This window comes from Streptococcus mitis (assembly GCF_003942865.1).
Taxonomy (GTDB): domain Bacteria; phylum Bacillota; class Bacilli; order Lactobacillales; family Streptococcaceae; genus Streptococcus; species Streptococcus mitis_BI.
In genome coordinates, this window is record NZ_RJNZ01000001.1 from 209,176 (window position 1) to 233,865 (window position 24,690).

Sequence of the window (24,690 nt, forward strand, 5' to 3'; positions counted from 1 at the left end):
TCCATCAAAAAAGTCCTCACACAAAAAACTTGTGTGAGGACGTCGATGCGCGGTACCACCTCAATTATAGGGAATTTCCCTATCGCTCTGTCTCGCAATAACGAGATGCACTGTAAGGTGTGCTCACCGAATTTTTATGATTTCAAATTCTAAATAACATTCAGCCCAATTTTCATCATCATCACTTATCTGTTTTCAGCTACCACAGACTCTCTAAAAAGTTTATATGATTACTTTTCTGAATGGTTAAATTATATCATTTTTCAACTACTTGTCAAGACTCTTTTAGCATTTTTTTGAACTATTCAAAAACTTCCCCTATAGAAAAGAGGAAGTTTGATAGGGTATCAGCCGGAATTACGCAATCCTGTCGCAATTCCGTTGATGGTTGTATGGATTAATTTTTCTTGGTCGCTAGATAATTCACCTCGGCGTTGACGTTTAATCAACTCCAACTGGATATAGTTGAGAATATTAAAGTAAGGCATACGATAATCCAAACTTGCTTTTAGATATGGATTTTCAGCCAAGAGTTCATCGTAACCTTCGATAGCCAAGATAACTTCCTTGGTAACTTGCCATTCATTTAAAATTGTCTCATAGATTGCTTTTACTTCTTCATCCTCACACAGTTTGGCATATTCAAAAGCAATGTTCATATTGGATTTTGACAAGACCATGTCGACATTTGAAAGAAGTGACTGGAAGAAAGGCCAATTTTGGTACATATCTCGTAGGATAGCGATATTTTCTGGATTTTTATCAATAAATTCTTTGAAACTTGATCCGACACCATACCAGCCAGGGAACATGACACGGCTTTGTGACCATGAGAATACCCAAGGGATAGCTCGCAAACCACCGATTTCAGTAATAGTCTTACGAGCGGCTGGACGAGAACCAATATTAAAGCTTGAAATAGCCTTGATTGGACTTGACTCGAAGAAATAATCATAGAAATGGTCATTCCCAAAGACCAAATCACGGTAGATATCATAACTACGGTCCACTACTTGATCCATAATGGCTTCATATCGATTTGAGGTGTTGGTATCGCTCTTCTTCTGAGTAATCATACGGTTAATGGCTGCAGATACTAACATTTCAAGGTTATAATAGGCAGCATCTTTGTTACCATATTTATTTCCAATTACTTCACCCTGCTCCGTCAAGCGGATGCGATCCTTGATGGACTTGAGCGGTTGAGAGGTAATAGCTTCATAGGTTGGTCCACCACCACGACCGACAGTCCCACCACGGCCGTGGAAGAAGGTAACCTTAACACCAAATTCATCTCCAATGGCAGTCAGTTGTTGTTGGGCCTTGTAGAGAGTCCAACATGATGATAGGTAGCCACCATCTTTATTACTATCAGAGTAACCAAGCATGATTTCTTGGTAGTTATTACGTGAAGCAATCCATTTCTTGGCAAGGGGAAGAGAAAGGTATTCTCTCATGGTTTCTTCTGAGTGGTCCAAGTCCTCGATTGTTTCAAAGAGAGGTACAATTTGAACACGGGCTCTTTCTTTATCAACTAGACCTACTTCTTTTAGTAAGATAGCCAATTCCAACATGTCTGATACGCTGGTTGCATGTGAAATGATGGTCTGACGAATGACATCATCCCCCAACTTATCTTTCAACTTACGAGCAGCCTTAAAGATTGCTAATTCTTTTTCAAGTAACTCTGATTTTTCAACATGAGTGGCAGAAAGAATACGTGGATCTTCCTCTAATTCTTTCAAGAGAAGCTGGCATTTTTCTTCTTCACTTAGTTCGCTATAATGAGAATGAATTCCTGCTGATTTCAAGAGTTCGGCCACACAAGCTTCATGAACACTAGAATCTTGACGCATGTCGATGGATGCCAAATAGAAACCAAAAATTTCAACTGCCTGAATCAGCTCAACAAAATCACCAGAAATTAGTGCTTCACCTTTATTTTCCAAGAGAGAATCACGGATGGTAATTAAATCTTTATAAAAATCATTAGCTGTTTCATAGCGAGCCCCAACTTCCTTATCCTCAATCAGATAGGTTTTTGTTGCTTTTATTTTTGATTGAATATCAAACAAGGCACGACGGTAAAGCTCTTTTTCACGGTAGATAGAGTTATCCTTAGATTGACGAGCCATTTCTCTGACTTGCTTGCTGACATTGACAATACTGGTTGAGAGGGAGAACTCACGATAAAGTTGGTAAATCTTTTCATCATAGTAATTCATGATGACTTCACACTGGGTCATAGCAGATTGTTTCAAGGTATCTGCAGTCACAAAGGGATTCCCATCACGGTCTCCACCAATCCACATTCCCATGGTAATTGGTTTAGGATGTTTTAACTCCAGTCCATGTTTTCTAGCCAAACGCTTGTACTCAGCAGTTAAATGAGGAACTGCCTTCAGGAATGAACTATTGTAGTATTCCATAACATTCGTGATTTCATTGGTCACTTTTAATTTCTTTTCACGAATCATATCTGTCTGCATGATAATCTCAATATAGCGACGGAGATCATTATGCCATTTTTCCTTATTAATCAAGCCTAATTTTACATCACGATACTTACGCAAGAGGGTATGTATATGGTTAGTCAAATCCAACATACTCTTACGTTGCACTTGTGTTGGATGGGCTGTCAAAACAGGGACAACATTCAAATGTTCTAAAATTTCAACCGCATTTTCTTTTTCTGCAACCATTTTAATCGTTGCTGATAATTTACCAAGATAATCTTGATCGATATTATTTTGATGGTTGATTTCATAGGCCAAATCCACGTCTTCTGAAATATTAATCAAAAGAGGCAAGATAGAGAAGTAGCGTGAAATATAAGCCATTTCATCATTTGTCAGACTAGTAACCAGTTGGTTCAAGCCCTGATAATCTTCTTGAGTTGATAATTCTTTCAACTCCATGATTTTTGCAAAAGTCTCTGGGGCAAGCATATTTTTAGTGATATCTTCTAACAATTCTGTTAAAATCAATACTTCTTCTTGCACGACAGCTTTATTACTATAGTTTTCTAATTTTTGAAGAGACATAAACTTTCCTTTCCATACAATCCTTATAATATTTCAGAAGATTGATTTTCATACTCCCTAATAAGTTTAGCACGTTTCTCACTTGCATCAATATTTAATACAAAAGCAATTGCGACAGATAATACCAAGAGGCTATTCCCACCTTGCGATAGAAAAGGGAATGTTACTCCAGTTGAAGGAATAAGACCAGAAATTCCACCGATATTAACAAAGACCTGCACCAAAAGCATGCCTCCTACCCCAATAGCCACCATTGAATTAAATGGATTCTTAGCACGAATCCCCACCAAAATAATTCGCAAAATTAAGAAAAAGAGAAGTGATAAAATCAAACTAGCTCCAACAAATCCAAATTCTTCTATAACAATAGAGAAAACAAAATCTGTATGAGCTTCTGGTAGATAACCCCGTTTCTCGATTGAATTTCCTAATCCTAGACCAAACCATCCACCATTTACCATAGCATAGTAAGAATTTGCGAGTTGGTGTCCTGCACCTGCTAGGTCATTAAAAGGATTGAAAAATGCACTAAAACGTTTGGCAACATAACCAAAGACCGGAATACGAGAGAAATTTTCAACCCCAACAAAACGAATTACAGATAGGGATAACATTGAACCACCTGTCAATAGAAGTAGAAAAGTCGTGAACCAGCGATAAGCAATCCCACTAAGTGTATACATAATCAAGGCTACCAAAGCAAGGATAGTTGCATTTCCTAAATCTGGGAAAATTCCTAAGCTTCCAATTAATACGATTATAACGAAACGCCAGTCATTAAAAGCCCGAGGAATCCATTGGTTTTGGGTTAAAATCTGAAAATCGTAAATAGCTATTTCTTCTTGTTGTTTGGAAAAACGATGAGACAAATACCAAATAATAATAATTTTTAGATACTCTGCTGGTTGAATTGTTACAGGTCCTACTGAAATCCAACCGTAGGCTCCATTAACCGGAACTCCTATTAAACGTGCCAAAGCTAGTAAAATCATCTCTATGAACATAACAATAATAATCAGTCGTTCATTCCTTAAAAAACCTAGTTTTAACTTATATATTAAGGCAATCAAAATTAAACTAACTATCCAGAAAACACCTTGGTTTCGGACCAATTGAAGAGCACTTTTCCCTTCTTGAATTAGGGTTGCACTCGTCGTCGAATATACTACGATTAGCCCCAACACAGACAAAAGGAGATAAGGTATCAAAATGGAATAGTTTAACAGGTGCCTTTTACTAATTTTCATATCACACCACTCTAATAGGAACAAAGAAATTTGTTCCCAATTCCGTTTTATTTTCTAGTTTTGATTGCTATTATACCACTTTTTCAGAAAGAAAAAAACCCTTACCCTTAAGATATAAGATTTTCTCATAAGAAAAAGAGCACTGGGCTCTTTTCTGTTTTATTCTTTTGAAGAACTGCTTGAGCTTGAATCTCCACCACCGATGTATTGAGTGAAGATATTTTGGAAAGCTTGATCTTTAACTTTAATATTTGCAGCTTGCAACTCTTTTCCGATAATACTTTGAACAAATGATGAATCATTTTGTTTTTGAGTAAGAATAAGCGTCTTCAATTTTTCTTTATAGTCATCGATATTAGATGACTTTTCTGTTTTCTTAATGAGTTTTACAATGTAATATTGACTGCTGTATGCCTGAGTTCCAGTAGCTGTAATGACATCAGAAATGCCGTTAACATCCAAGGCAAAAGCTGCTTTCTTAACTTGATCTGGTACTTCTGTTGAAGCTGAATCAAAAGTAATTTCACCACCGTTAGCTTTGGTTTTCTCATCAGTTGAGTTATCTTTAGCTAATTGAGCGAAATCTGCGCCACTTGCCTTAGCTTTTTCGAGGACTTCTTTCGCTTTATCCTCATTATCAAGACGGATGATTTGAGCCGTTACATCTGGAGTGTACTCGTCAAAGGCCTTCTTGTAAGCATCATCTGTCAATTCAGCTTCTGCTGCCTTCTTAACTGCTAATTCAACCAATTTACTTGTACGGATTTGAGCTTTACGTGTCTCAAGTGTCATGCCGGCACGTGAGAGTACATTTTGATAGCTGTCCCCATATTTCTTTTGTTCTTCAGCAATTGCATCTTCTACTTCTTTGTCAGTTACTTCTGACCCATATTGTTTTTCAAAAACATTTTGAATGGTCATGTTAAGCAAAACTTGTTGAGCTGCTTGATTATTCTTTACTTCCTCGAAGAACTGATGTTCAGTGATAACATCTCCTTTCATGCTGATAAGATCTGCTCCTTCTGAACCTTTCGAACAAGCTGCTAAAGTTGCTACTGATAATAGTGTAATGGCACCTGCCAATAGTTTTTTCTTCATGTCTACTCCTTTGAGATAAGTGTTACCCTATCTATTTTACTATATTTTCTTAAATTATTCTGAAAATCATTCGCTGTCAGGCAATTGAACGTCTGCTACATTTTTACGAAGCATGAGAATGCCGTCCCCTAAAGGTACTAATGTTGCAGTGAGTCCTGGATTGTCTAAGGTTGCATCGAATAATCTTTGAAGACCACGATAAATGGTTCGCTGACCTCGACGAACTTCCATAATATCCTTGGCAACATCACCACCTTGAAAAATATCATCCAAAACAACCACACCTCCAACGTCCAAATGTTTGAGGATTTCTGGCAGAAAGACGATGTATTTAGACTTGGCTGAATCCATAAAGACGAAATCATAGGACTCTGTCAAGGTAGATAAGACATCTACCGCATCTCCTTCTAGGAGCGTAATTTGCTTGCGACTGTCAAACTGGGCGAAATTTTCCTTGGCAAATCCAATCATCTCTGGATTGCGGTCAATGGTTGTAATCTTGGCCTTTGGCGCATGTTCTGCCATCAAGAGGGCTGAAAAACCGATAGCCGTCCCAATTTCCAGAATGTTTTTAGGTTGTATGGTTTCCATGAGAAAACGGAAATAAGCAACCGTTTCATGGGGAATAATGGGAATATTTTCCTTACGGGCAAAGTCTTCCAATTCTTTCAAAGATCCTGTGACTTGCTTTTGGCGCTGACGCATCAAGTCCACAATTTCTTCCTTGACGACAGGGCGACGCATGTTATGGTTGGCATTTTTACTATACGATTCAACCATCTTATGCCAATCCCAATTTTTCAACAAGGGCTTCAAACTCATTCAAACGACGTTCAAAGACTGCAAAGGCATCGTTGAGATAGTCTTCCTTCTCCATATCAACACCAGCTTTTCTCATGACATTAAGTGGATAGTCAGACTTACCTGCCTTGAGGTAGTCGATATAGCGGTCACGGTCTTCTTGACTACCATGGACAATTTTTTCAGCCAGAGCTGAAGCTGCTGCAAATCCTGTTGAATATTGATAGACATAATAGTTATAGTAGAAGTGTGGAATGCGAGCCCACTCGTATTGGATTTCAGGATTGTCTTCCTTACTCAAACCATAATACTCTTGGTTCAAGTCTGCGTAGAGTTTATTTAGGAAATCACTTGTCAAGACTTCACCATTTTGATCCGCTTGGTGAATAGCGTGTTCAAACTCAGCAAATTGAGTTTGGCGGAAAACTGTTCCACGGAAACCGTCTAGGAAGTTATTGAGAATAGCAAAGCGCGTTGCGTCGTCTTCCACTTCTTCCAATAATTTCTCCGTCAAGATATTTTCATTGGTCGTTGAGGCAATCTCAGCCAAGAAGATAGAATAATCTCCGTAAACATAAGGCTGCGTTTCACGAGTATAGCTTGAGTGCATACTGTGACCTGTTTCATGAACAAGAGTAAAGAGATTGTCTAGATTGTCCTGCCAGTTGAGAAGCATAAAGGCATTGGTATCGTAAGAACCACCAGAATAGGCTCCAGAACGCTTGCCTTGATTTTCATAAACATCAATCCAACGCTCACTGAAGGCACGTTTAACACGGCTCAAGTAATCCTCACCCAAGACTGCCAAGGCATCTTCTGCCTTTTTCAAGGCTTCTTGGTAAGTAAAACTATATTCAACAGATGAAAGCGGTGTGTAGACATCGTACATCTTGAGGTCTGAAATTCCCAAGATTTTTGAACGAAGCTCTAGGTAACGATGCAAGAGTGGCAAGTGCTTGCGAACTGCTGCTACCAAATTGTCATAAACACTCTCTGGAACAAAATTTGCTGCAAGAGCTGCATGACGCGCACTCTTGTAGTTACGAACTTTGGCACGATAGTTTTGCACCTTAACATTGGTTTGCAAGGTTTTAGCATAGGTGTGTTGAAATTGTTCATAAGTCGCATAAAGAGCTTGGTAGGCACCACGGCGAACCTCACGATTTTTAGACTCCATCAAACGTGTGTAAGTCCCATGAGATAGCTGAACTTCCTTACCATCATCGTCGAGGACATAAGGGAACACAATATCCGCATTGTCCAAGATAGTGAAGGTTTCACTTGCCGAACCAAAGATTTCCCCAGCTCCAGCCAATAATTCTTCTTCGCGTTGTGAAAGAACGTGATCCTTGCCTTGCAAAAGCTTGTCAAAATAGTGTTGATAAACCTGCAATTTTGGTTGAGCTTCTAAAAAGTCAGCATACTGCTTTTCACTGATTTCCATAAATTCAGGTTCATAGAATGAAAAGGCTTGGTCTAGCTGGCTATAGAGAGTCATGGCCTTGGCATAGTACTCTTGGTACTTGGCTTCACGCGTGTCCTGGTCATTCTTCATATGAGCATAAACGTAAAGCTTCTCCATTTGGCGTTCCATTTCAAGAGAAAATTCAGTAATTTCGAGTAGGCTATCCGCACTATCCAAGAGATGACCTTCATACTGGGCTACTGTCTCCAATTGTTCTGTTAAATCTTTTAAGGCTTCTTCCCAAGCCTGGTCAGTTGGGTAGATAGTTGATAAATCCCATGTATCTTTTTCATTTATTTCATGTCTTTGTAATACCATTAGATTCCTCCATTCTTTCTATTTTACCATATTTTTCAAGAAATATTGCTGATAAAAGGCTGGTGGATAAATCTTTTGCCAATCATTTTGAGAATTTTCTCGGTAATAGGTTTGAAAATACTGATAATAGCGAATCAAATCTTGCTCAATTTGGCAAAAATCGCCTACTAGTGGTCGAATTTGTGGATACCATTCTTTTAGTCCATAAGTCAGGAGATTTTCTCCCTTCTGATAGGCTTCTGCTTGTTCTTTCATCCAAAAAGGATTTTTATAATACAGTTGTTGCCGGATATAGCGACAGATGTCCTTGTCCTGGGAAACGGTAAAATGCGATATTTTTTGTTTCTTATAGGGAAGACGTAATATCTCCAGTAGACTACCGTGACCATAGGGAAATTCCTTAATCTGATAATGGAGTTTACTTCGGAGATCTTGGTGAATCAGGTATTTGAGTCTTAAAACTTGCTTTTCACTGTCTAATTCCCAAACATAAAATCCCATATTTTGACTGAAGTATAGAAAACCTTGTTGCAGACGAGTCAACCGCTCCTTGAGCCAAAGTTTTTCCCCCAGCAACCACAGTACTTGGTAACCCTGACTACGATAGCCCTCACTTCGCTCTTTAAGAAGTTTTTGCGGCAAGGGACTACACTGAACTTCTAGAGCAAGATGACCATTTACAAATACATCCGCAATCTGTTTAAGCTCTGGAAGAGGGTATTCTAATTGCACCTCTGCCTCTTTTTTCAACCAGTGATAAAGTGATTCTTTATTTGCCAGATGTTCTGGACTTTCATTTTCAGAGGAAAAATCACAGTCTTTTAAGGTTTTGTGGGCAAAATGGGTCCGGACACTTAGTCCTTGACGCAAACGGAGTTGACCTCCACAAGCTGGGCAGGTGTATGCTTGCTTCTCAAGTTTATCCTCTAACACATTTACCAATTCTCCCCGAGCATCTCTCGCAACAAACATGATTTCCCCCTTTTCTATATTATTCGTAAAAAAGAAAAAAGATCAGGAAATTCCCAATCTTCATTCATGTTTATTTGATTTTCTTAGCTAGCATAGTCGCAAAGCGTAGTTGAATACGATTGCCATTTTCGTCACGACGGTGCAAATGGCCTGGATTTTCATTGTACTTGACCAATTCCCAGTCCTTGTAATAGTTCGCTAGTTCGCCTTCTTTAAAAGTAAATGGGAAGTTCACTGAGCAAGGGTAATCTTCCGTATCCATAGCACAAACGATAAGATTATAACCATCGACCGTGGTATGCTCCTGCATATTTTTGATAATTGCAGGAATGCGGTCTGCTTGCAAAAACATCAAAACAACTGTTGAAACAATGAAATCATACGCTTGCCCAATACTGGCTGAATTGATATCGTAGAGACCAACAGGCATATCCAAATCTTCCTGTTCCACAATGCTTTGCAAGATTTCAAGAGATAATTCATTTTGATCTACAGCTGTCACATCAAAACCATTCTGTGCAAGAAAGAGAGAGTTACGGCCCTGACCACAGCCCAAATCCAAGGCTTTCCCTGGTTTTACTGTCTGCATTGCCTCTAGGACCTCTGAATGAACAGGATTGGTATTGTATTTCTTAGGAAAATAATCCTCAGGTTTACAATAAAATTCCAAGTACCATTCTACATCGTCTGTTACAGCCTCCACTCGGTGCCAGGCTTGTGGTTGCGCCATTGGATTGTCAGTCCCTGCTTCAAAGAGGTGCTCAGCTAAAACCTCACCATCTTCTGTCAATTCAATAAACTTGAGAGCTCCCTTCAAGACAGTAATTTTCCCCCAAGTCCCAACTTTTGTATTGTGCTTTTGCTGAACAGCTTCAGGCATAGTTTGTTTATTCCACAAAGGCATGCGTTTATAGGCAACTAGTTTTTCCATCTTCATTCCTCTTTTTATCGTTGATTAACAGCTTTCATAACACGCGCGATGTCGCGGTTTTGTTCACGTCGCTTGATCGACTCCCGTTTATCATAGTCATGCTTCCCTTTAGCTAAACCTAAAAGGAGTTTAGCGTAACCATCTTTGATATAGACTTTAAGGGGAACCAGAGTCATTCCTGTCCCTTTGGTCTCTTGTTCCAACTTTTGGATTTGCTTTTTATGGAGCAGGAGTTTACGACGACGTTCTGGTTCCTGGTTCCAGATATTACCCTCTTCGTAAGGTGCGATATGAACATTGCTCAACCAGATCTCTCCATTTTTCACTTGGGCAAAGCCATCCTTGAGATTGATTCGAGCAGCTCGTACACTCTTGATTTCAGTTCCAGTCAGGACCATCCCTGCCTCTAGCGTATCTACGATTGTATAGTCGTGACGCGCCTTTTTATTTTGTGCGACGACCTTTCCCTCGCCCTTTGCCATGCTTAGCTCCTTTCTTAGCTACTTCCTTATAAAAAGGTTTCTTTCCTTTTTTCTTGTCTTTTTGTGAATGCTTACGCTTATCATTTGAGCGTCCTGATTTTCTCTTATCTTCCTTCTTATCTGAACGACGATTTGAACCACGTCCTCTGTCACTGCGATTAGACTGTTTCAAGCCTTTTTCAATCACATCAAATTCACTTGGAATATAAGAAAAGTCAATTTCGCTCGTCATCTTGTCGGCTCTTTCAACTCGGATACGGATTTGCTGACCTACACGGAAGGTTGTTCCTGATTTCTCTCCACGAAGAGTCAAATCACGTTCATTGAAATGATAAAATTCAGGTAGATTAGTGATGTGAATCAAGCCTTCAACCGTATTTGGCAATTCGACAAAGAGACCGAATTTAACGATGCTAGATACAACCGCATCGTATTCTTCGCCTACGTATTCTTCCATGTACTCAGCCTTTTTCATGGCTTCGACTTCACGCTCAGCCTCAATGGCACGACGCTCACGGTTGGAAGACTGGGTCGCAATCTCTGGAATTACTTGCTCAAAATGATCTGCTATTTCCTTAGAACGGCCGTAATCCCGAATCATACGGTGAACAAGAAGGTCTGGATAACGACGAATCGGACTGGTAAAGTGAGTATAGTAATCTGCTGCTAATCCATAGTGGCCGTGATTGTGTTCCGAATAGCGAGCCTGCTGCATGGAGCGAAGAAGCATCATAGACAATACATCTGCATAAGGTTCTCCCTCAACAGTATGCATGATGTCTTGAAGTGCCTCCTGGCTAATCTCACTGGCAGTCCCATAAATGCGCAAGCCAAAACTCGAAGCATAATCAATAAACTTCTGAACCTTTTCAGCCTTAGGCTCCTCATGGATTCGATAAATAAAAGGCAAATCCAGCTTGCTAAAATGCTCAGCCACTGTTTCGTTGGCCATCAGCATAAAGGACTCAATCATGCGCTCGGCAACACCACGCTGACGAAGAACGATATCAACAGGCTTACCTTGCTTGTCCACTAAAATCTTAGCCTCATTGGTATCAAAATTGAGGGCTCCACGTTTCACACGCATGTTTTCTAGAGTTTCATGGAGCTTAGCCATAAGTTCAATACTTGGAACAATTTTCTGATATTCTTGTCTCTTTTCCTTATCTCCAGCTAGGATATCATTGACATCGCTATAGGTCATACGAAAACTGGTCTTGATAACTGTTTGTGTAATGGTGTAATTGACCACACGACCATTTTTATCAATCTCCATAATGGCTGACTGGGTCAGGCGGTCAACTTGAGGATTGAGGGAGCAAATTCCATTAGACAGTCGTTCTGGAAGCATTGGGACCACACGGTCTGTCACATAAACAGAAGTCGCACGGTTAAGGGCTTCCTTGTCAAGGGCAGAACCCTCGGTCACATAGTAGGAAACATCTGCGATGTGAACACCAAGCTCCAGATTCCCATTTTTCAAGGCCTTGATATGCACCGCATCGTCCAAGTCCTTGGCATCAGCACCATCAATGGTAAAGATAATCTCATCTCTTAGATCCAGACGACCTTCCATATCCTTTTGAGACGGAGCATCCGGCACACTTTCTGCTTCCTTGACAACGGCTTCTGGAAATTCTGAGACAATGTCCATTGATTCCAAAACCTCAAGGACATCAATTCCGACATCCGTTGAATGTCCCACCACATCGAGGACACTCGCTACAAAGAAATCATGTTTCTTGCTTGGGTATTTGTCGATAAAGACCTTAAGAACTTCTGTTCCCTCTAGTTTTAGAGCTGGTTTCTTAACGTAAATCGGTTGGTTGATTTTCTGATTTTTTGAACGGATGTAGCCAGCATACTTAGGCTTTTCCTGATCTAGAACGATTTGGCCAACAACAGTTGTCAAACTGTGTTCTAAGATATCGATAATTTTTGCTTCCGCTGCTGTTCCCTTATTGCGGTCAGCGACTTTCTTAATCACGACCTCAACTGTATCACCATCAATAGCATAGTTGACATCGTTTTTTCCTACAAAAAGGTCATCCTCCTCGCCTTCCAGACTAACAAAGCCAAAGCCATTTTTATGAGCATGAAAAATCCCCTTGAGAGTAATCTCATGTTTTTTCTTGACTTCCAAGGTCAGACTTCCATCTTCTTCAAAGCGAATCTGGTGCTTTCTTTCCATTAGGGACAAGGTTTTAATCAACTCACGAAAATCCTTGGAGCCGTCTTTTCCCAAAGCCTGAGCCAAGTCATTGACAGTCACCCTTCCCTTATCTTGTAAATATTCTTTTATTCTATCTTTCATATTTTCTTTCTAGATTTTTTATTTTCTTTTACTGTAAAACCTTCTAACATATCTTTTAAAAATAAAAAGAGGCAAAGACCTAGTCCTGCCCATTATTTTCTTATCTACTTGATAATACCGTCAATGCTAAGGCAATGGCTAGCCAGAAAAAGACTAAAATCCCTGTCAAACGCTGCATTACAGCTTCAAAACCGCGTGCTTTACTGCGTTCAAACAAATCACCTGAGCTGGCATCAAATACATTGCTGGATTGGTTTTTGGTTGGTTGCATGAAAATCGCAATCACAATCACAACAGATAATACTAATAAAATGGTTAATAATAGGTTATACATATCAAACTCCTTAAAATCCCTATTATTTTACCATAAAATCTACTTAGATTCAAGATGTAGGGTTACTTTTCTTTCCTTGGGACAATACTTTAAAACCTCAATCTTGTCTGGATGGGTTTTTGAATTTTTACTGGTTAGGTAATTGATACTGCCACAAGAGGAGCATTTGAGATTAATTTTTACTCGCACTAGATTTCCTTTACTTTTAATAATGTTCGAAATTGAAGAAGGTTAAAGAGACAACTAAAGGCAACACAAAGGCTTGTCGCATAAAAGACTGCATGGTAGCCAAATTGACCTGCTACTGCAGAACCTGCCATGGGACCAACGACACCGCCCAGATAAAAGAATACCTGATTAAAGGCAAAGACCCTCGAAATACCAGCTTTGGGCGTCATCTTGCTGAGAAGAGCATTAACTCCGGGAATCAAAGCACCGGTTCCCAAGCCAAAGAGGAAACGATAAAGTCCTAGTTGAAGGGGGCTAGAAGCATTAGCACAGAGGAGATAGATGATAACTGAATAAAACTGGGCTACAACCAAGAGACGATGATTGCCCACCTTGTCACCTAGCTTTCCCATGACTCCTGCACTCATCATACTGGAAAAGCCCATACTGGACACAATCAAACCAGATACAAAGAGAAGATTCTCTGTCTGGCCTAAGTCGCGCACATACAGAGCTAAGATAGGGCCGATTGATTGGGCTGAAAATTGGATGACAAAACTAGTCAGAAAGAGGTTGACCAAGAGATAGGGATATTTAACTGATGTAAATAATTCCTTTGTTGGAATGGCCTTTTCCTTGGCTACTGGTTGAAAATCTTCCTTGATAAAGCAAATAGTCAAAACAGCAGCTAAGAATAGAAAACTACCAACCAGTAAGAAAACAGTACGAATGCCAAATAATTCTGCGATAAATCCCCCGATAAAGGGACCAGTTAGAGTACCTGCAACTACGCCTGTAGACAAAGTACCTAAGGCAGTTCCTGATTTCTCCTTGGGAACCTGACTGGCTATCAAGGCCGTTGCATTGGGAACAAAACCCGCAAATACACCATTCAGTAAACGAAGAAAGATTAACCAATAAATATTGGGCACAAAAGCCAATCCCCCCATAGTGATAGTCATGGCCAGACCAGCACGAATCATCATGGGTTTTCGACCGTATTTGTCAGCAAGGATTCCCCAGATAGGAGAAAAGAGCGCCGCGGAAATAGCAGAGACAGAAATAGCTAATCCTGCATAAAAAGCAGCTTGATCACTCCCTACACCTAGATTTTCCACAAAGATGGGCATAAAAGGTACAACCAAAGAAATACTGGCTCCAGTCAGAAAATTACCAAACCAGGCAATACGCAGATTATCCTTCCAGTTAATCTCTGTCATCTTGCTTACCTCCCTCAAGAAGGGTAAGCACTTGAGTAAGAAGCTGATCCTGATTGCCATTGTTGTCTAGAATTTGGCTGGCCAAATCTTTCTTTTTCTCTAAAGGCCACTGGGCTGCCAGACGCGACTCAGCTTCATCTTTGGACAAGTGGTCCCTTTTCATTAAGCGTTCTACTTGGACATCTCGGTCCACATAGATCAACCAAGTCTTATCAAACCAAGAGACGTAGTTCTGCTCAAAAAGTAGGGGAATATCCATGAAGAAAATCTCTTCTGTCTGAGCCAACTGTTCTCTCAACGTAGCTAGTTCCTCACGGATAATCTTTCCTTGGATTCGCTTAGACCATTCCTGTTCTTCAGTATTTGAAAAGATGAGACTAGCTAGGAGAGGGCGATTAAGTTCTCCGTTTTCAAGGATGATTTCTTGCCCAAAATGCTGGACTAGAGCCTGAAATAGACGACCACCAGGTTTCTGTAGTTGGTGGACGACTGCGTCGGCATCCACTACTTGAAAGCCTTGCTTTCTTAGAAAATTTGTCACGGTTGACTTACCAGAGGCAATTCCCCCAGTGATTCCAATGATTTTTCCCATCAATTCCTCCTTTGGCACTGAGGACAAAAATGGGTGCCTCGTCCACCTAGTTGGATTTTCTCAATGATGGTGCCACAGCGTACACATTCTTGACCAGCCTTGTCATAGACTTGATGAAAATCCTGCATGGTTCCATCTTCCCCAAAGGCATTGGTATAGGTCCGAATGGTGGAGCCACCTTTTTCAACAGCCTGTCCCAAAACAGCAATGGTCTTGTCATGAATGGCAGTCGCTTCTTTTGCTGTCAACGTCTGGGAAGGTCTAGCCGGATGAACCTGAGCTCGCCAGAGAACCTCATCCACATAGATATTGCCAAGTCCAGCTACCAAGGTTTGGTATAGAAGATGAGATTTGATAGGCTTTTTGGACTTAGCTAGGGCAGCTTGAAAGACCTGCACATCAAAGTCTTGTTCGCTTGGTTCAGGACCTAATTTTTTAGAAATAAAGTAGGCTTCCAAAAGGTCAGGGGCCAAGAGTTCCATAGTACCAAACTTGCGAACATCCTCATAAACAAGCGTGCCACCATCTTCAAACTGAAAGAAAACATGGGCATGCTTGCGTTCAGGTACTTGGTCTGGATAGTAAAAATACTTTCCCTCCATCCGCAAATGGGAAATCAAGATCTTGTCTGTCAGGTAGAAAAGTAAATATTTGCCACGACGTCCCATTGAATCAACAATCTGACCAGGCACCTCCTTTTGAAACTCGTCCAAATCCGTCTTAATCATCTTGGGATAGCGAATTTCTATACTCGAAATCTTCTTACCCAAAATCAATTTTTCTAAGCCACGACGAACGGTTTCAACCTCAGGTAATTCAGGCATAAGTCCTCCTTCTGTAAAAACAAGAAGCAGGCATGAGCCCACCTCTACTTAGTATTCTTTTTCATTATAGCCAAAGTCAGCCAAATCTAGCTTTTTATCGCGCCAGTTTTTCTTGACCTTGACCCAAGTTTCTAGGAAGACCTTGTCTCCTAGCATGAGTTCAATATCACGACGGGCCATGCTACCGATTTTCTTAAGCATAGTGCCACCTTTACCGATGATAATCCCTTTTTGGCTATCGCGCTCGACCATGATGGTTGCACGGATATGAACCTTGTCTGTCTCTTCATCTCGTTTCATAGAGTCAACAACTACTGCAACAGAATGCGGAATCTCTTCACGAGTTAGGTGCAAGACTTTCTCGCGAACCATTTCTGATACTAAGAAGCGTTCTGGATGGTCTGTTATTTGATCAGACGGGAAATATTGGAAACCTTCGTCCAAATTTTCACTCAAAATATCCACTAGACGAGACACGTTATTGCCCTGAAGGGCTGAGATAGGAACAATTTCCTTGAAGTCCATCTGATTACGGAAATCATCAATCTGAGACAAAAGCTGGTCTGGGTGAACCTTATCAATCTTGTTCACTACCAAAATGACAGGGACCTTGGCAGCCTTAAGACGCTCGATAATCATGTCATCCCCCTTACCACGCGCTTCATCAGCAGGCACCATGAAGAGAACAGTGTCCACTTCACGAAGGGTGCTGTAGGCAGATTCTACCATGAAATCTCCAAGAGCCGTTTTAGGCTTGTGAATCCCTGGCGTGTCGATAAAGACGATTTGCTCCTTATCAGTCGTGTAAATTCCCATGATTTTGTTGCGCGTTGTCTGCGCCTTGTCACTCATGATGGCAATCTTTTGTCCCATAACGTGATTTAAAAAAGTTGACTTCCCAACATTGGGACGTCCTAAAATGGCTACAAAGCCTGATTTAAAAGTCATAATTTCCTCTTACTGTTTAAAATATTAAATCCCAGATTCGTGGGAGAAAAATCAATGCGCCTGTTAAGGCTGCGAAAAGAGAGACCACTAATACCGCGCCAGCCGCCATATCCTTAGCATTTTTAGCTAACATAGAAAAGTGATAGTGACTGGCCAGATCCACCACATTTTCAATAGCAGAGTTGATAATCTCAAAGGCTACTACCAAGAAAATGCTCAATAGGAGAAAGAGCCATTCGATTCGTGACACCTGAAAAACAAAACCTGCAAGAATAACTACAAGAGCCGTCACTGCATGTTTTCGCATATTGCGTTCTTCCTTGATGGCAGTAAAAATTCCTGTGATAGCAAATTCTAAACTGGATATCAGGTCACGATTTTTCCATTTTCGTTTATTGTCTTGTGAGTCCATAGGCTGTCAAAATTTCTTCTTGTAAACCGAACATCTCCGCTTCTTCTTCTGGAGTGTAGTGATCATAGCCATTGATATGTAAAAAGCCGTGTACTGCCAAGAAGCCCATCTCACGCTCAAAGCTATGGCCATATTCCTCGGCCTGCTCATGTGCCTTATCGATAGAGATGAACAGTTCCCCAATATAGGCATCAAACTCAGACATCATCTCTGCTAATTCTGGATTTTCAAGCAAATCTTCCTCGTCAAAGGAAATTTCCAACTCTGGTTTATATTCAAGGCTGATAACATCTGTCGGACGGTCCGTGTCACGGTACTCCAGATTGAGTTCATGACTACGCTCATTGGTCACAAAAGTGACTGCCATCTCCTTGTCTTCTTTTCCTAATTTTTGGGCTGCAAATTCCAAAATCTCTTGGGTTTGTTGCAACATTTCTTTTGAAACTTGACCAGTTTCATCTACCATTTCAATATACATGTGCTTCTCGTTTCTCTTTACTTGGCTTTATTATACCACATTTCCATGATTTTATTCTACCTTTTTGATATAATACTATGGAATACAATCACAAGGAGAGAACGATGTCATTTGACGGATTTTTTTTACACCACATGGTTGAGGAATTGCGAAGAGAGTTAGTGAATGGTCGCATTCAGAAAATCAATCAACCTTTTGAACAAGAGTTGGTCTTGCAAATCCGTAGCAATCGCCAAAGTCATCGCCTGCTCCTCTCTGCCCATCCAGTTTTTGGACGCATTCAGCTGACCCAAACGACTTTTGAAAATCCAGCCCAACCTTCCACCTTTATCATGGTTTTGAGAAAATATTTGCAGGGTGCCTTAATTGAGTCTATTGAGCAAGTGGAAAATGACCGTATTGTAGAAATGACAGTTTCCAATAAAAACGAGATTGGGGACCATATCCAGGCTACCTTGATTATCGAAATTATGGGGAAACACAGTAATATTCTACTGGTTGATAAAAGTAGCCACAAAATCCTCGAAGTCATTAAACACGTTGGTTTTTCACAAAATAGCTACCGCACCTTGCTTCCTGGGTCGACCTACATCGCTCCACCAAGTACGGAATCTCTCAATCCTTTTACAATCAAGGACGAGAAACTCTTTGAAATCCTGCAAACACAGGAAACGACAGCTAAACATCTTCAAAGCCTCTTTCAAGGTCTGGGACGCGATACGGCAAATGAATTGGAAAGGATACTGGTTAGTGAAAAACTATCTACTTTCCGTAACTTTTTCAATCAAGAAACCAAGCCATGCTTGACTGAGACTTCCTTCAGTCCAATTCTTTTTGCAAATCAGGTGGGAGAACCTTTTACCAGTCTTTCTGATTTGTTGGACACCTACTATAAGGACAAGGCTGAGCGCGACCGCGTCAAACAGCAAGCCAGTGAACTCATTCGCCGTGTTGAAAATGAACTTCAAAAAAATCGTCATAAGCTTAAAAAACAAGAAAAAGAGTTACTAGCGACAGACAATGCTGAAGAATTTCGTCAAAAAGGGGAATTGCTGACAACCTTCCTCCACCAAGTGCCTAACGACCAAGACCAGGTTATCCTAGACAACTACTACACCAACCAACCTATCACGATTGCACTTGATAAGGCTCTGACTCCCAACCAGAATGCCCAACGCTATTTCAAACGCTATCAAAAATTAAAAGAAGCTGTCAAATACTTGACTGATCTGATTGAAGAAACCAAGGCCACTATTCTCTATTTGGAAAGTGTAGAGACCGTCCTCAACCAAGCTGGGCTGGAAGAAATCGCTGAAATCCGTGAAGAATTGATTCAAACAGGTTTTATCCGCAGAAGACAGCGAGAGAAAATTCAGAAACGAAAAAAACCAGAACAGTATATGGCGAGCGATGGGAAAACCATCATCTATGTCGGACGCAATAACCTGCAAAATGAGGAGCTAACCTTTAAAATGGCCCGCAAGGAGGAACTTTGGTTCCATGCCAAGGACATTCCTGGAAGCCACGTTGTCATCTCAGGCAACCTAGACCCATCTGATGAAGTCAAGACAGATGCAGCAGAGTTAGCTGCCTACTTCTCTCAAGGGCGCCTGTCGAATCTCGTGCAGGTAGATATGATTGAAGTCAAAAAACTTAATAAACCAACTGGTGGAAAACCCGGCTTTGTCACTTACACAGGACAAAAGACCCTCCGTGTCACACCAGACCCCGAAAAAATCATATCCATGAAAAAATCCTGATTTTACTTGAAATCAGGATTTTCTTTTACATTTTACTCTGCAATCAAGGTTTCCAAACCAACCTTCATCATATCAGTGAAGGTATTTTGGCGTTCTTCTGCAGTCGTGTCTTCATCTGGATTGACCAAGCTATCAGAGATAGTCATAATAGCTAAAGCATCAACATGGTGTTGAGCAGCAAGATAGTAAAGAGCTGCTGCTTCCATTTCCACAGCCTTGACTCCCCATTTACCAAGTTCGATGTTCTTTTCAAAGTAGTTTGAATAAAAGACATCAGAAGACAAAACGTTCCCAACGTGGGTGGTCATACCAAGTTCTTTGGCGATATGGTAGGCCTTGTCCAGCAAATCAAAGCTAGCGATTTGTGGGAAATCGTACTGTGGCCAGTCATTGCGGATGATGTTAGAGTTGGTTGCAGCTGCCTGCGCCAAAACCAATTCACGAACGTGGACATCTTCATTCAAAGAACCTGCAGTTCCCACACGGATCAATTTCTTCACTCCGTAGTCCACAATCAACTCACGCGCATAAATCGAAATCGATGGCATCCCCATCCCAGTTCCCATGACGGATACACGGTGACCCTTGTAAGTACCAGTGTAACCAAACATGTTACGCACTTCGTTAAAACAAACAGCATCTTCAAGGAAATTCTCCGCAATAAACTTAGCACGAAGAGGATCCCCAGGAAGAAGAATTTTATCAGCAATTTCACCCTGCTGAGCAGCAATATGGATAGACATAATATAAGATACCAAACCCGTCAAAAAGCAAAGGGAAAATAGGAGTTGGGTGCAGTGAGCGATGCTCGCTAGACCAACTATCTTTTTCCCACTGTTTTTAGGGTGGGTTCAATTCCTTTCTTTCTTAATTTTGATGATATTGAGAAGATTAGACCGGCTTCAATTCAAGCCCGAACTTCCCTTCTCTTCTGAGTTTTTAGAAAAGTTTTCCGCTCGTGTTCAAATTAGAACACCTCACTCTACCTTTCTTTTTTTATATTCAGGATAGCGACAGAGAATAAAGTAAAAATAGGAAACTGATGACGCATCGCAGATGCTAAACAGTTTATCTTTTTTACACAGTTCTCCGCCCGTATTCAGTTCAGCAAATACGGTTTACCCATCCTTTCTTTCTTAATTTTGATGATATTGAGAAGATTAGAGCGGCCTCTATTCAAATCCGAACTCCCCTTCTCTTCTGAGTTTTTAGAAAAGTTTTCCGCTCGTGTTCAAATTAGAACACGCGCTCTACCTTTCTTTTTTTATATTTCATAGCTAGGAAAAATCGTATTCAATCATAACTCCGATAAGCCTACTTCTTTTTTATTTCAAACAGTTATTGATAAATTGACAATAGTTTTTAATCTTTTAAGATAAATCTTTGATTAGAAGAAACGGTCGTTCTCTATCTTATTACTTTATTCTTTGACTTCTGACACAGTATGCTAGCCCAAGGAAAGCGGTCTAACATTTTTGCAAATTCATAGGCTAAAACAGCTGTTACTAAGAGATACGGAAGAGAATCCAAAGCTAGCCCAGTGAAACCGATTACTAATCCGGTTGCAGAAATGGGCGCCCTCAAGGTCACAGACAAAAAGCAAACCGATCCCAAAAGTAAAACGGTTGGCTGACTGTCCAAACCTAGAATCATTCCCAAGAGAGCAGCTCCAGCCATCCCCAAAGCAAAAGATGGCGTAAGAGTACCACCATAGGCCCCTGCCCAAAGGATAATAAGAACTACCACTGCTTTTAGGAAAAACATGAGAAGCACTGTTTGGGCACTGCTACCATTTAAAATTTCCTGAGCCATCATGCGTCCATTGCCAAGTAGATGTGGAAAGGAACTTGCAAGACCAACAAGAAAAAGAAAAGCTGAGGGCAATGTGAGAAGTATTCGTTTATCTTTTATTCTGTTTGAAGACGCTGCCTTACTTAAGCGACCAAAAAGCCAAGCTAGTGGGGTTAAGAAAAGAAGTAATAAGGGAATAATCCACATTTCCTTTAATGACCATGTTATCGCTGGAATCTGGTAGAGAGACTGATCTGAAATAACCAAGCCTGCTATATAGGTTGAGACATAGGTTGTCAAACCGACTAAGACAAATCGTTTAATAGATAGAGCAATTCCTAGGGTTTCAAAAACAAAGAAGACACTTGTTAATGGAACCTGATAAACAGCCGCTAAACCAGCACCAGCACCACAAGCAAGGAGAAAGATTTGATCCTTCTTAGACAGTATACATATTTTTCCAATTGGCCCTGCAAATAGAGTTCCAATCTCTCGTGGCGCAGCTTCTTTACCAATAGGCGCTCCCCCTCCAACTGCAATAATCTGCCAAATTGAATGAAATAGCTGTTTTAGAAAATGAAGCTTGTATTGTGAAGTCTCATCCTTCATCTGAGCTTTGATGGAATAAATTTTCGACCCTTTTTGCAAGAAGTACCAGACTAAGGACGAGCTAAGACCCACGATTATTAAACTTAGTCCTATCCGTGAGGAGGAAACTCCATCTGTCAAAAATCTACTATGATGCTCTGACTGACCAAAAGCTAGCCCCTCCACCATCTCTAAAAGATAATGGAGAAGAATACCAGATAAACCCGAAACTATTCCTTGTAGAATTACTGCTAGGAATAATCTAAAATTATAAGGGATTTTTCGAAAAATACTCCACAATTCTATTAACATGATTACAATTCAGCAAGAATCGCTTTAAGCAAGCCCTTGAAGTCACCTTTAACACGTTCCGTAACTTCCACAACTTCTTCGTGGTTGAGTTCTTCTTGGAAGCCTGCAGCATGGTTAGTAATACATGAAATTCCTAGAACTTTCAAGCCTGAGTGAGCTGCCACAATAACTTCAGGAACAGTGGACATACCGACTGCATCTGCTCCCAATGTCTTATAGGCACGAATCTCTGCAGGTGTTTCATAAGTCGGACCAGTTACACCGATATAGACACCTTCATCAAGCTTGATACCAAGTTTTTTAGCCACTTCATGGGCAGTAGCACGGTATTCTGGTGTATAGGCCTTAGACATATCAGGGAAACGAGGACCAAATTCATCCAAGTTTTCACCCATCAATGGGTTTTGCCCCGTCATGTTGATATGGTCTGAGATAGCCATCAAAGTACCAGGCCCATAACCAATACCACCAGCTGCATTGGTTACAATAACACCTTCGCATCCAAGAACTTTCATGACACGAACTGGGAAAGTCACGACCTCAAGAGGATTTCCTTCATAGAAATGGAAACGACCTTGAAGAGCCAAGACCTTGCGACCTGCAAGGTCACCATATACCAATTTACCAGCATGACCGACTACTGTAGAGCGGCCCCAGTTTGGAATCTCAGCATAGTCTACTACAACTGGATTTTGGATTTCTTCTGCCAATTCTCCCAGTCCTGATCCAAGGATTAGACCGAACTCAGGTGCTTGGATTCCCTTTTCTTTCAGGAAGGCAGCTGTTTCATTGATTTTATCTAAAAATGTCATTGTGTGTCTCCTTTATTTTTTTTTTAGCATTTGACCGATTTTGTCAAAAGTTTTAGCATTGCGAATGGTGATGTTGCGATAAAAAGGCATCTTGAGCAAGTACTTATGATAGGCAGTTGCATAGTAGGATTCTTCAGAAAATTTCCCCCAGAAAATACCAAGTTTTCCAAAATGAACGACTTCATCTTCCAGTTCCAAATTGTCTACTTTCTCAATGACTTGAGTCACATCCAAGCCCTCCGTGTAAAAGAGGACATCCTTTCGTGCCAAATCTTTGGTCCACCAATCTGGCAGATTCTTCAGCTCTTCTTCATAATCTTCATGACTCAGCAACGAAAAGCTCTGAATAAATGGATAATGGATTTCAAAGAAAGACTCTAACTTTTCAACCAATTGGGCTTTGGGATCTGTCGAAGTAAAGAAAATATTGCCACTGTTGATGTAGGTTTCAACCTTTCCCAGTCCCAACTCTGTCAATTCTTGACGAAGTTGCGCCATGACAACCTTATTCTTCCCACCGACATTAATGCCCCTAACCAGTAAAGCATAGCGCGTCATCTTATACCAATTTATCTAAGAAACTTTCCCCAATCATGGCAGTTTCAACACCAAAGTTATCGGCAATAGTCGCTGAGATATCTGCAAAATGTCCTACTGGAATGACACCATTTCCTTTAAAGGCAGGACTGTAGGCCAACAATGGAATATATTCACGAGTGTGGTCTGTTCCTGCATACGTTGGGTCATTTCCATGGTCCGCAGTAATCAAGAGAAGGTCGTTCTCTCTCATGGCTGCGATAATTTCAGGCAAGCGTTCATCGAACTCATGCAAACAATCACGGTAACCATGAGCATTACGACGGTGGCCGTAAAGGGCATCAAAGTCAACCAAGTTTGTGAATGAGAATCCTTTTTCAAACTCAGCAAGTCCCATGGTCTTCAATAATGTATCAATTCCGTGACTGTTTGACTTGTTGTGGCCCATATCATGGTTGATACCCGCACCGTTAAAGATATCATTGATTTTACCAACAGCGTAAGTGTCGATACCAGCTTCGTTTAATTTATCCAAAACAGTCGGTTCGAATGGGGATACAGCCAAATCACGACGGTTTGCTGTACGAGTGAAGTTACCTGGTTCACCTACATAAGGGCGAGCAATGATACGACCTAGAAGGGCAGGACGTTCAAGTGTAATTGAACGAGCGTATTCACAGATACGGTACAATTCGTCCAAAGGAATAATATCTTCGTGGGCAGCAATTTGCAAAACAGGGTCGGCTGAAGTATAGATAATCAACTCCCCAGTTTCCATCTGACGTGGTCCAAAGTCATCGATAACAGCCGTTCCTGAGTAAGGTTTGTTAGCTTCACGAATGACCTTACGTCCTGAAAATTCTTCGATTTTTGTAAGGATTTCTTCTGGGAATCCATTCCAGAAAGTATCAAAAGGCTCAGTAATGTTGAGTCCCATGATTTCCCAGTGTCCAGTCATAGTATCCTTACCAAGAGATACTTCTTCTAATTTTGTTGCATATCCAGTTGGATTGCTTTCAGCTGGAACAGTCTTAAGAGGAGTTTCTCGAGGAATATTTCCAAGACCAATTTTAGCCATGTTTGGGACATTCAAACCAACTGCTTTTGAAATGTGTCCTAATGTGTCAGAAGCTCCATCTGGAACCCCTGCATTGACAAAGTTATTAGCATCTGGTGCAGCACCGATTCCTACAGAATCCAGTACCACCAAGTGAATACGATTAAATTTTGACATAGTGTATC

22 protein-coding genes, 1 pseudogene and 1 other annotated feature are annotated in these 24,690 nt (G+C 40.7%); of the genes and pseudogenes, 1 reads left to right on the forward strand and 22 read right to left on the reverse strand.

The genetic code is table 11. The features are described from left to right. Positions 1-32 precede the first annotated feature (32 nt). Positions 33-250, reverse strand: a binding site (T-box leader). 97 nt (positions 251-347) lie between these two features. The 17 genes from ppc to ybeY all read right to left on the reverse strand — a co-directional run bounded on the left by ppc (position 348) and on the right by ybeY (position 17,648). After that, positions 348-3,044: a phosphoenolpyruvate carboxylase gene (gene ppc, locus D8845_RS01020; protein ID WP_125452166.1), complete on the reverse strand. Its 2,697-nt coding sequence runs from the start codon at positions 3,042-3,044 to the stop codon at positions 348-350. A gap of 23 nt (positions 3,045-3,067) precedes the next feature. After that, positions 3,068-4,291, reverse strand: a complete 1,224-nt coding sequence (locus tag D8845_RS01025) for an FtsW/RodA/SpoVE family cell cycle protein (RefSeq protein ID WP_125452167.1) — start codon at positions 4,289-4,291, stop codon at positions 3,068-3,070. 159 nt (positions 4,292-4,450) lie between these two features. Next, positions 4,451-5,389 carry a peptidylprolyl isomerase PrsA gene (gene prsA, locus D8845_RS01030; RefSeq protein WP_125452168.1) on the reverse strand — a complete coding sequence of 313 codons (939 nt, stop codon included), beginning with the start codon at positions 5,387-5,389 and terminating at the stop codon, positions 4,451-4,453. 66 nt (positions 5,390-5,455) lie between these two features. Further along, positions 5,456-6,169 carry an O-methyltransferase gene (locus tag D8845_RS01035; RefSeq protein ID WP_125452169.1) on the reverse strand — a complete coding sequence of 238 codons (714 nt, stop codon included), beginning with the start codon at positions 6,167-6,169 and terminating at the stop codon, positions 5,456-5,458. A 1-nt stretch (position 6,170) separates the two neighbouring features. Beyond that, positions 6,171-7,973, reverse strand: a complete 1,803-nt coding sequence (gene pepF, locus D8845_RS01040; protein ID WP_125452170.1) for an oligoendopeptidase F — start codon at positions 7,971-7,973, stop codon at positions 6,171-6,173. Positions 7,974-7,991: 18 nt separating this feature from the next. Then, positions 7,992-8,945, reverse strand: a complete 954-nt coding sequence (locus D8845_RS01045; RefSeq protein ID WP_125452171.1) for a competence protein CoiA — start codon at positions 8,943-8,945, stop codon at positions 7,992-7,994. 70 nt (positions 8,946-9,015) lie between these two features. After that, positions 9,016-9,876 (reverse strand): SAM-dependent methyltransferase TehB, encoded by an 861-nt coding sequence (gene tehB / locus D8845_RS01050; RefSeq protein ID WP_125452172.1) that lies wholly within the window; start codon positions 9,874-9,876, stop codon positions 9,016-9,018. 14 nt (positions 9,877-9,890) lie between these two features. After that, positions 9,891-10,358, reverse strand: a complete 468-nt coding sequence (gene smpB / locus D8845_RS01055) for an SsrA-binding protein SmpB (RefSeq protein ID WP_125452173.1) — start codon at positions 10,356-10,358, stop codon at positions 9,891-9,893. Further along, positions 10,321-12,672 (reverse strand): ribonuclease R, encoded by a 2,352-nt coding sequence (gene rnr, locus D8845_RS01060; RefSeq protein ID WP_125452174.1) that lies wholly within the window; start codon positions 12,670-12,672, stop codon positions 10,321-10,323. The genes smpB and rnr overlap by 38 nt, the downstream gene beginning before the upstream one ends. A gap of 100 nt (positions 12,673-12,772) precedes the next feature. Beyond that, positions 12,773-13,006, reverse strand: coding sequence for a preprotein translocase subunit SecG (gene secG, locus D8845_RS01065; RefSeq protein ID WP_000282517.1), 234 nt, complete (start codon positions 13,004-13,006; stop codon positions 12,773-12,775). A 39-nt stretch (positions 13,007-13,045) separates the two neighbouring features. Next, a complete protein-coding gene (gene rpmG / locus D8845_RS01070; RefSeq protein ID WP_001809104.1) occupies positions 13,046-13,195 on the reverse strand; it encodes a 50S ribosomal protein L33 in 150 nt (49 codons plus the stop codon). Beyond that, a complete protein-coding gene (locus tag D8845_RS01075; protein ID WP_084891467.1) occupies positions 13,195-14,394 on the reverse strand; it encodes a multidrug efflux MFS transporter in 1,200 nt (399 codons plus the stop codon). Before D8845_RS01075 ends, rpmG begins: the two co-directional genes overlap by 1 nt. Then, entirely contained in the window at positions 14,381-14,986 is a 606-nt protein-coding gene (coaE, locus tag D8845_RS01080) for a dephospho-CoA kinase (protein ID WP_125452175.1), read from the reverse strand. Before coaE ends, D8845_RS01075 begins: the two co-directional genes overlap by 14 nt. Beyond that, on the reverse strand, positions 14,986-15,810 hold the full coding sequence (gene mutM / locus D8845_RS01085) for a DNA-formamidopyrimidine glycosylase (protein ID WP_125452176.1): 825 nt from the start codon (positions 15,808-15,810) through the stop codon (positions 14,986-14,988). Before mutM ends, coaE begins: the two co-directional genes overlap by 1 nt. Positions 15,811-15,858: 48 nt before the next feature. Continuing rightward, on the reverse strand, positions 15,859-16,758 hold the full coding sequence (gene era / locus D8845_RS01090) for a GTPase Era (protein ID WP_125452177.1): 900 nt from the start codon (positions 16,756-16,758) through the stop codon (positions 15,859-15,861). Positions 16,759-16,774: 16 nt separating this feature from the next. Next, positions 16,775-17,170, reverse strand: coding sequence for a diacylglycerol kinase family protein (locus D8845_RS01095; protein WP_000378156.1), 396 nt, complete (start codon positions 17,168-17,170; stop codon positions 16,775-16,777). Beyond that, on the reverse strand, positions 17,151-17,648 hold the full coding sequence (gene ybeY, locus D8845_RS01100) for an rRNA maturation RNase YbeY (RefSeq protein WP_000275159.1): 498 nt from the start codon (positions 17,646-17,648) through the stop codon (positions 17,151-17,153). Before ybeY ends, D8845_RS01095 begins: the two co-directional genes overlap by 20 nt. Positions 17,649-17,752: 104 nt before the next feature. On the opposite strand from ybeY, the gene pavA reads away from it, so the two are divergent. Beyond that, a complete protein-coding gene (gene pavA / locus D8845_RS01105) occupies positions 17,753-19,408 on the forward strand; it encodes an Rqc2 family fibronectin-binding protein PavA (RefSeq protein ID WP_125452178.1) in 1,656 nt (551 codons plus the stop codon). 32 nt (positions 19,409-19,440) lie between these two features. On the opposite strand, the gene deoD is transcribed toward pavA, so the two are convergent. From deoD to D8845_RS01130, 5 genes and pseudogenes are all read right to left on the reverse strand, one after another. Further along, positions 19,441-20,151 carry a purine-nucleoside phosphorylase gene (gene deoD / locus D8845_RS01110; RefSeq protein WP_000022091.1) on the reverse strand — a complete coding sequence of 237 codons (711 nt, stop codon included), beginning with the start codon at positions 20,149-20,151 and terminating at the stop codon, positions 19,441-19,443. Between the two features lie 664 nt (positions 20,152-20,815). Continuing rightward, complete coding sequence (locus tag D8845_RS01115; RefSeq protein WP_125452179.1) at positions 20,816-22,099, reverse strand: chloride channel protein; 1,284 nt, start codon at positions 22,097-22,099, stop codon at positions 20,816-20,818. 2 nt (positions 22,100-22,101) lie between these two features. Then, positions 22,102-22,911, reverse strand: coding sequence for a purine-nucleoside phosphorylase (locus tag D8845_RS01120; protein ID WP_125452180.1), 810 nt, complete (start codon positions 22,909-22,911; stop codon positions 22,102-22,104). Beyond that, positions 22,908-23,469: pseudogene (locus D8845_RS01125) on the reverse strand (DUF1697 domain-containing protein). Before D8845_RS01125 ends, D8845_RS01120 begins: the two are co-directional and overlap by 4 nt. A 1-nt stretch (position 23,470) precedes the next feature. Beyond that, positions 23,471-24,682 carry a phosphopentomutase gene (locus D8845_RS01130; RefSeq protein ID WP_049488708.1) on the reverse strand — a complete coding sequence of 404 codons (1,212 nt, stop codon included), beginning with the start codon at positions 24,680-24,682 and terminating at the stop codon, positions 23,471-23,473. Between the last annotated feature and the right edge of the window lie 8 nt (positions 24,683-24,690).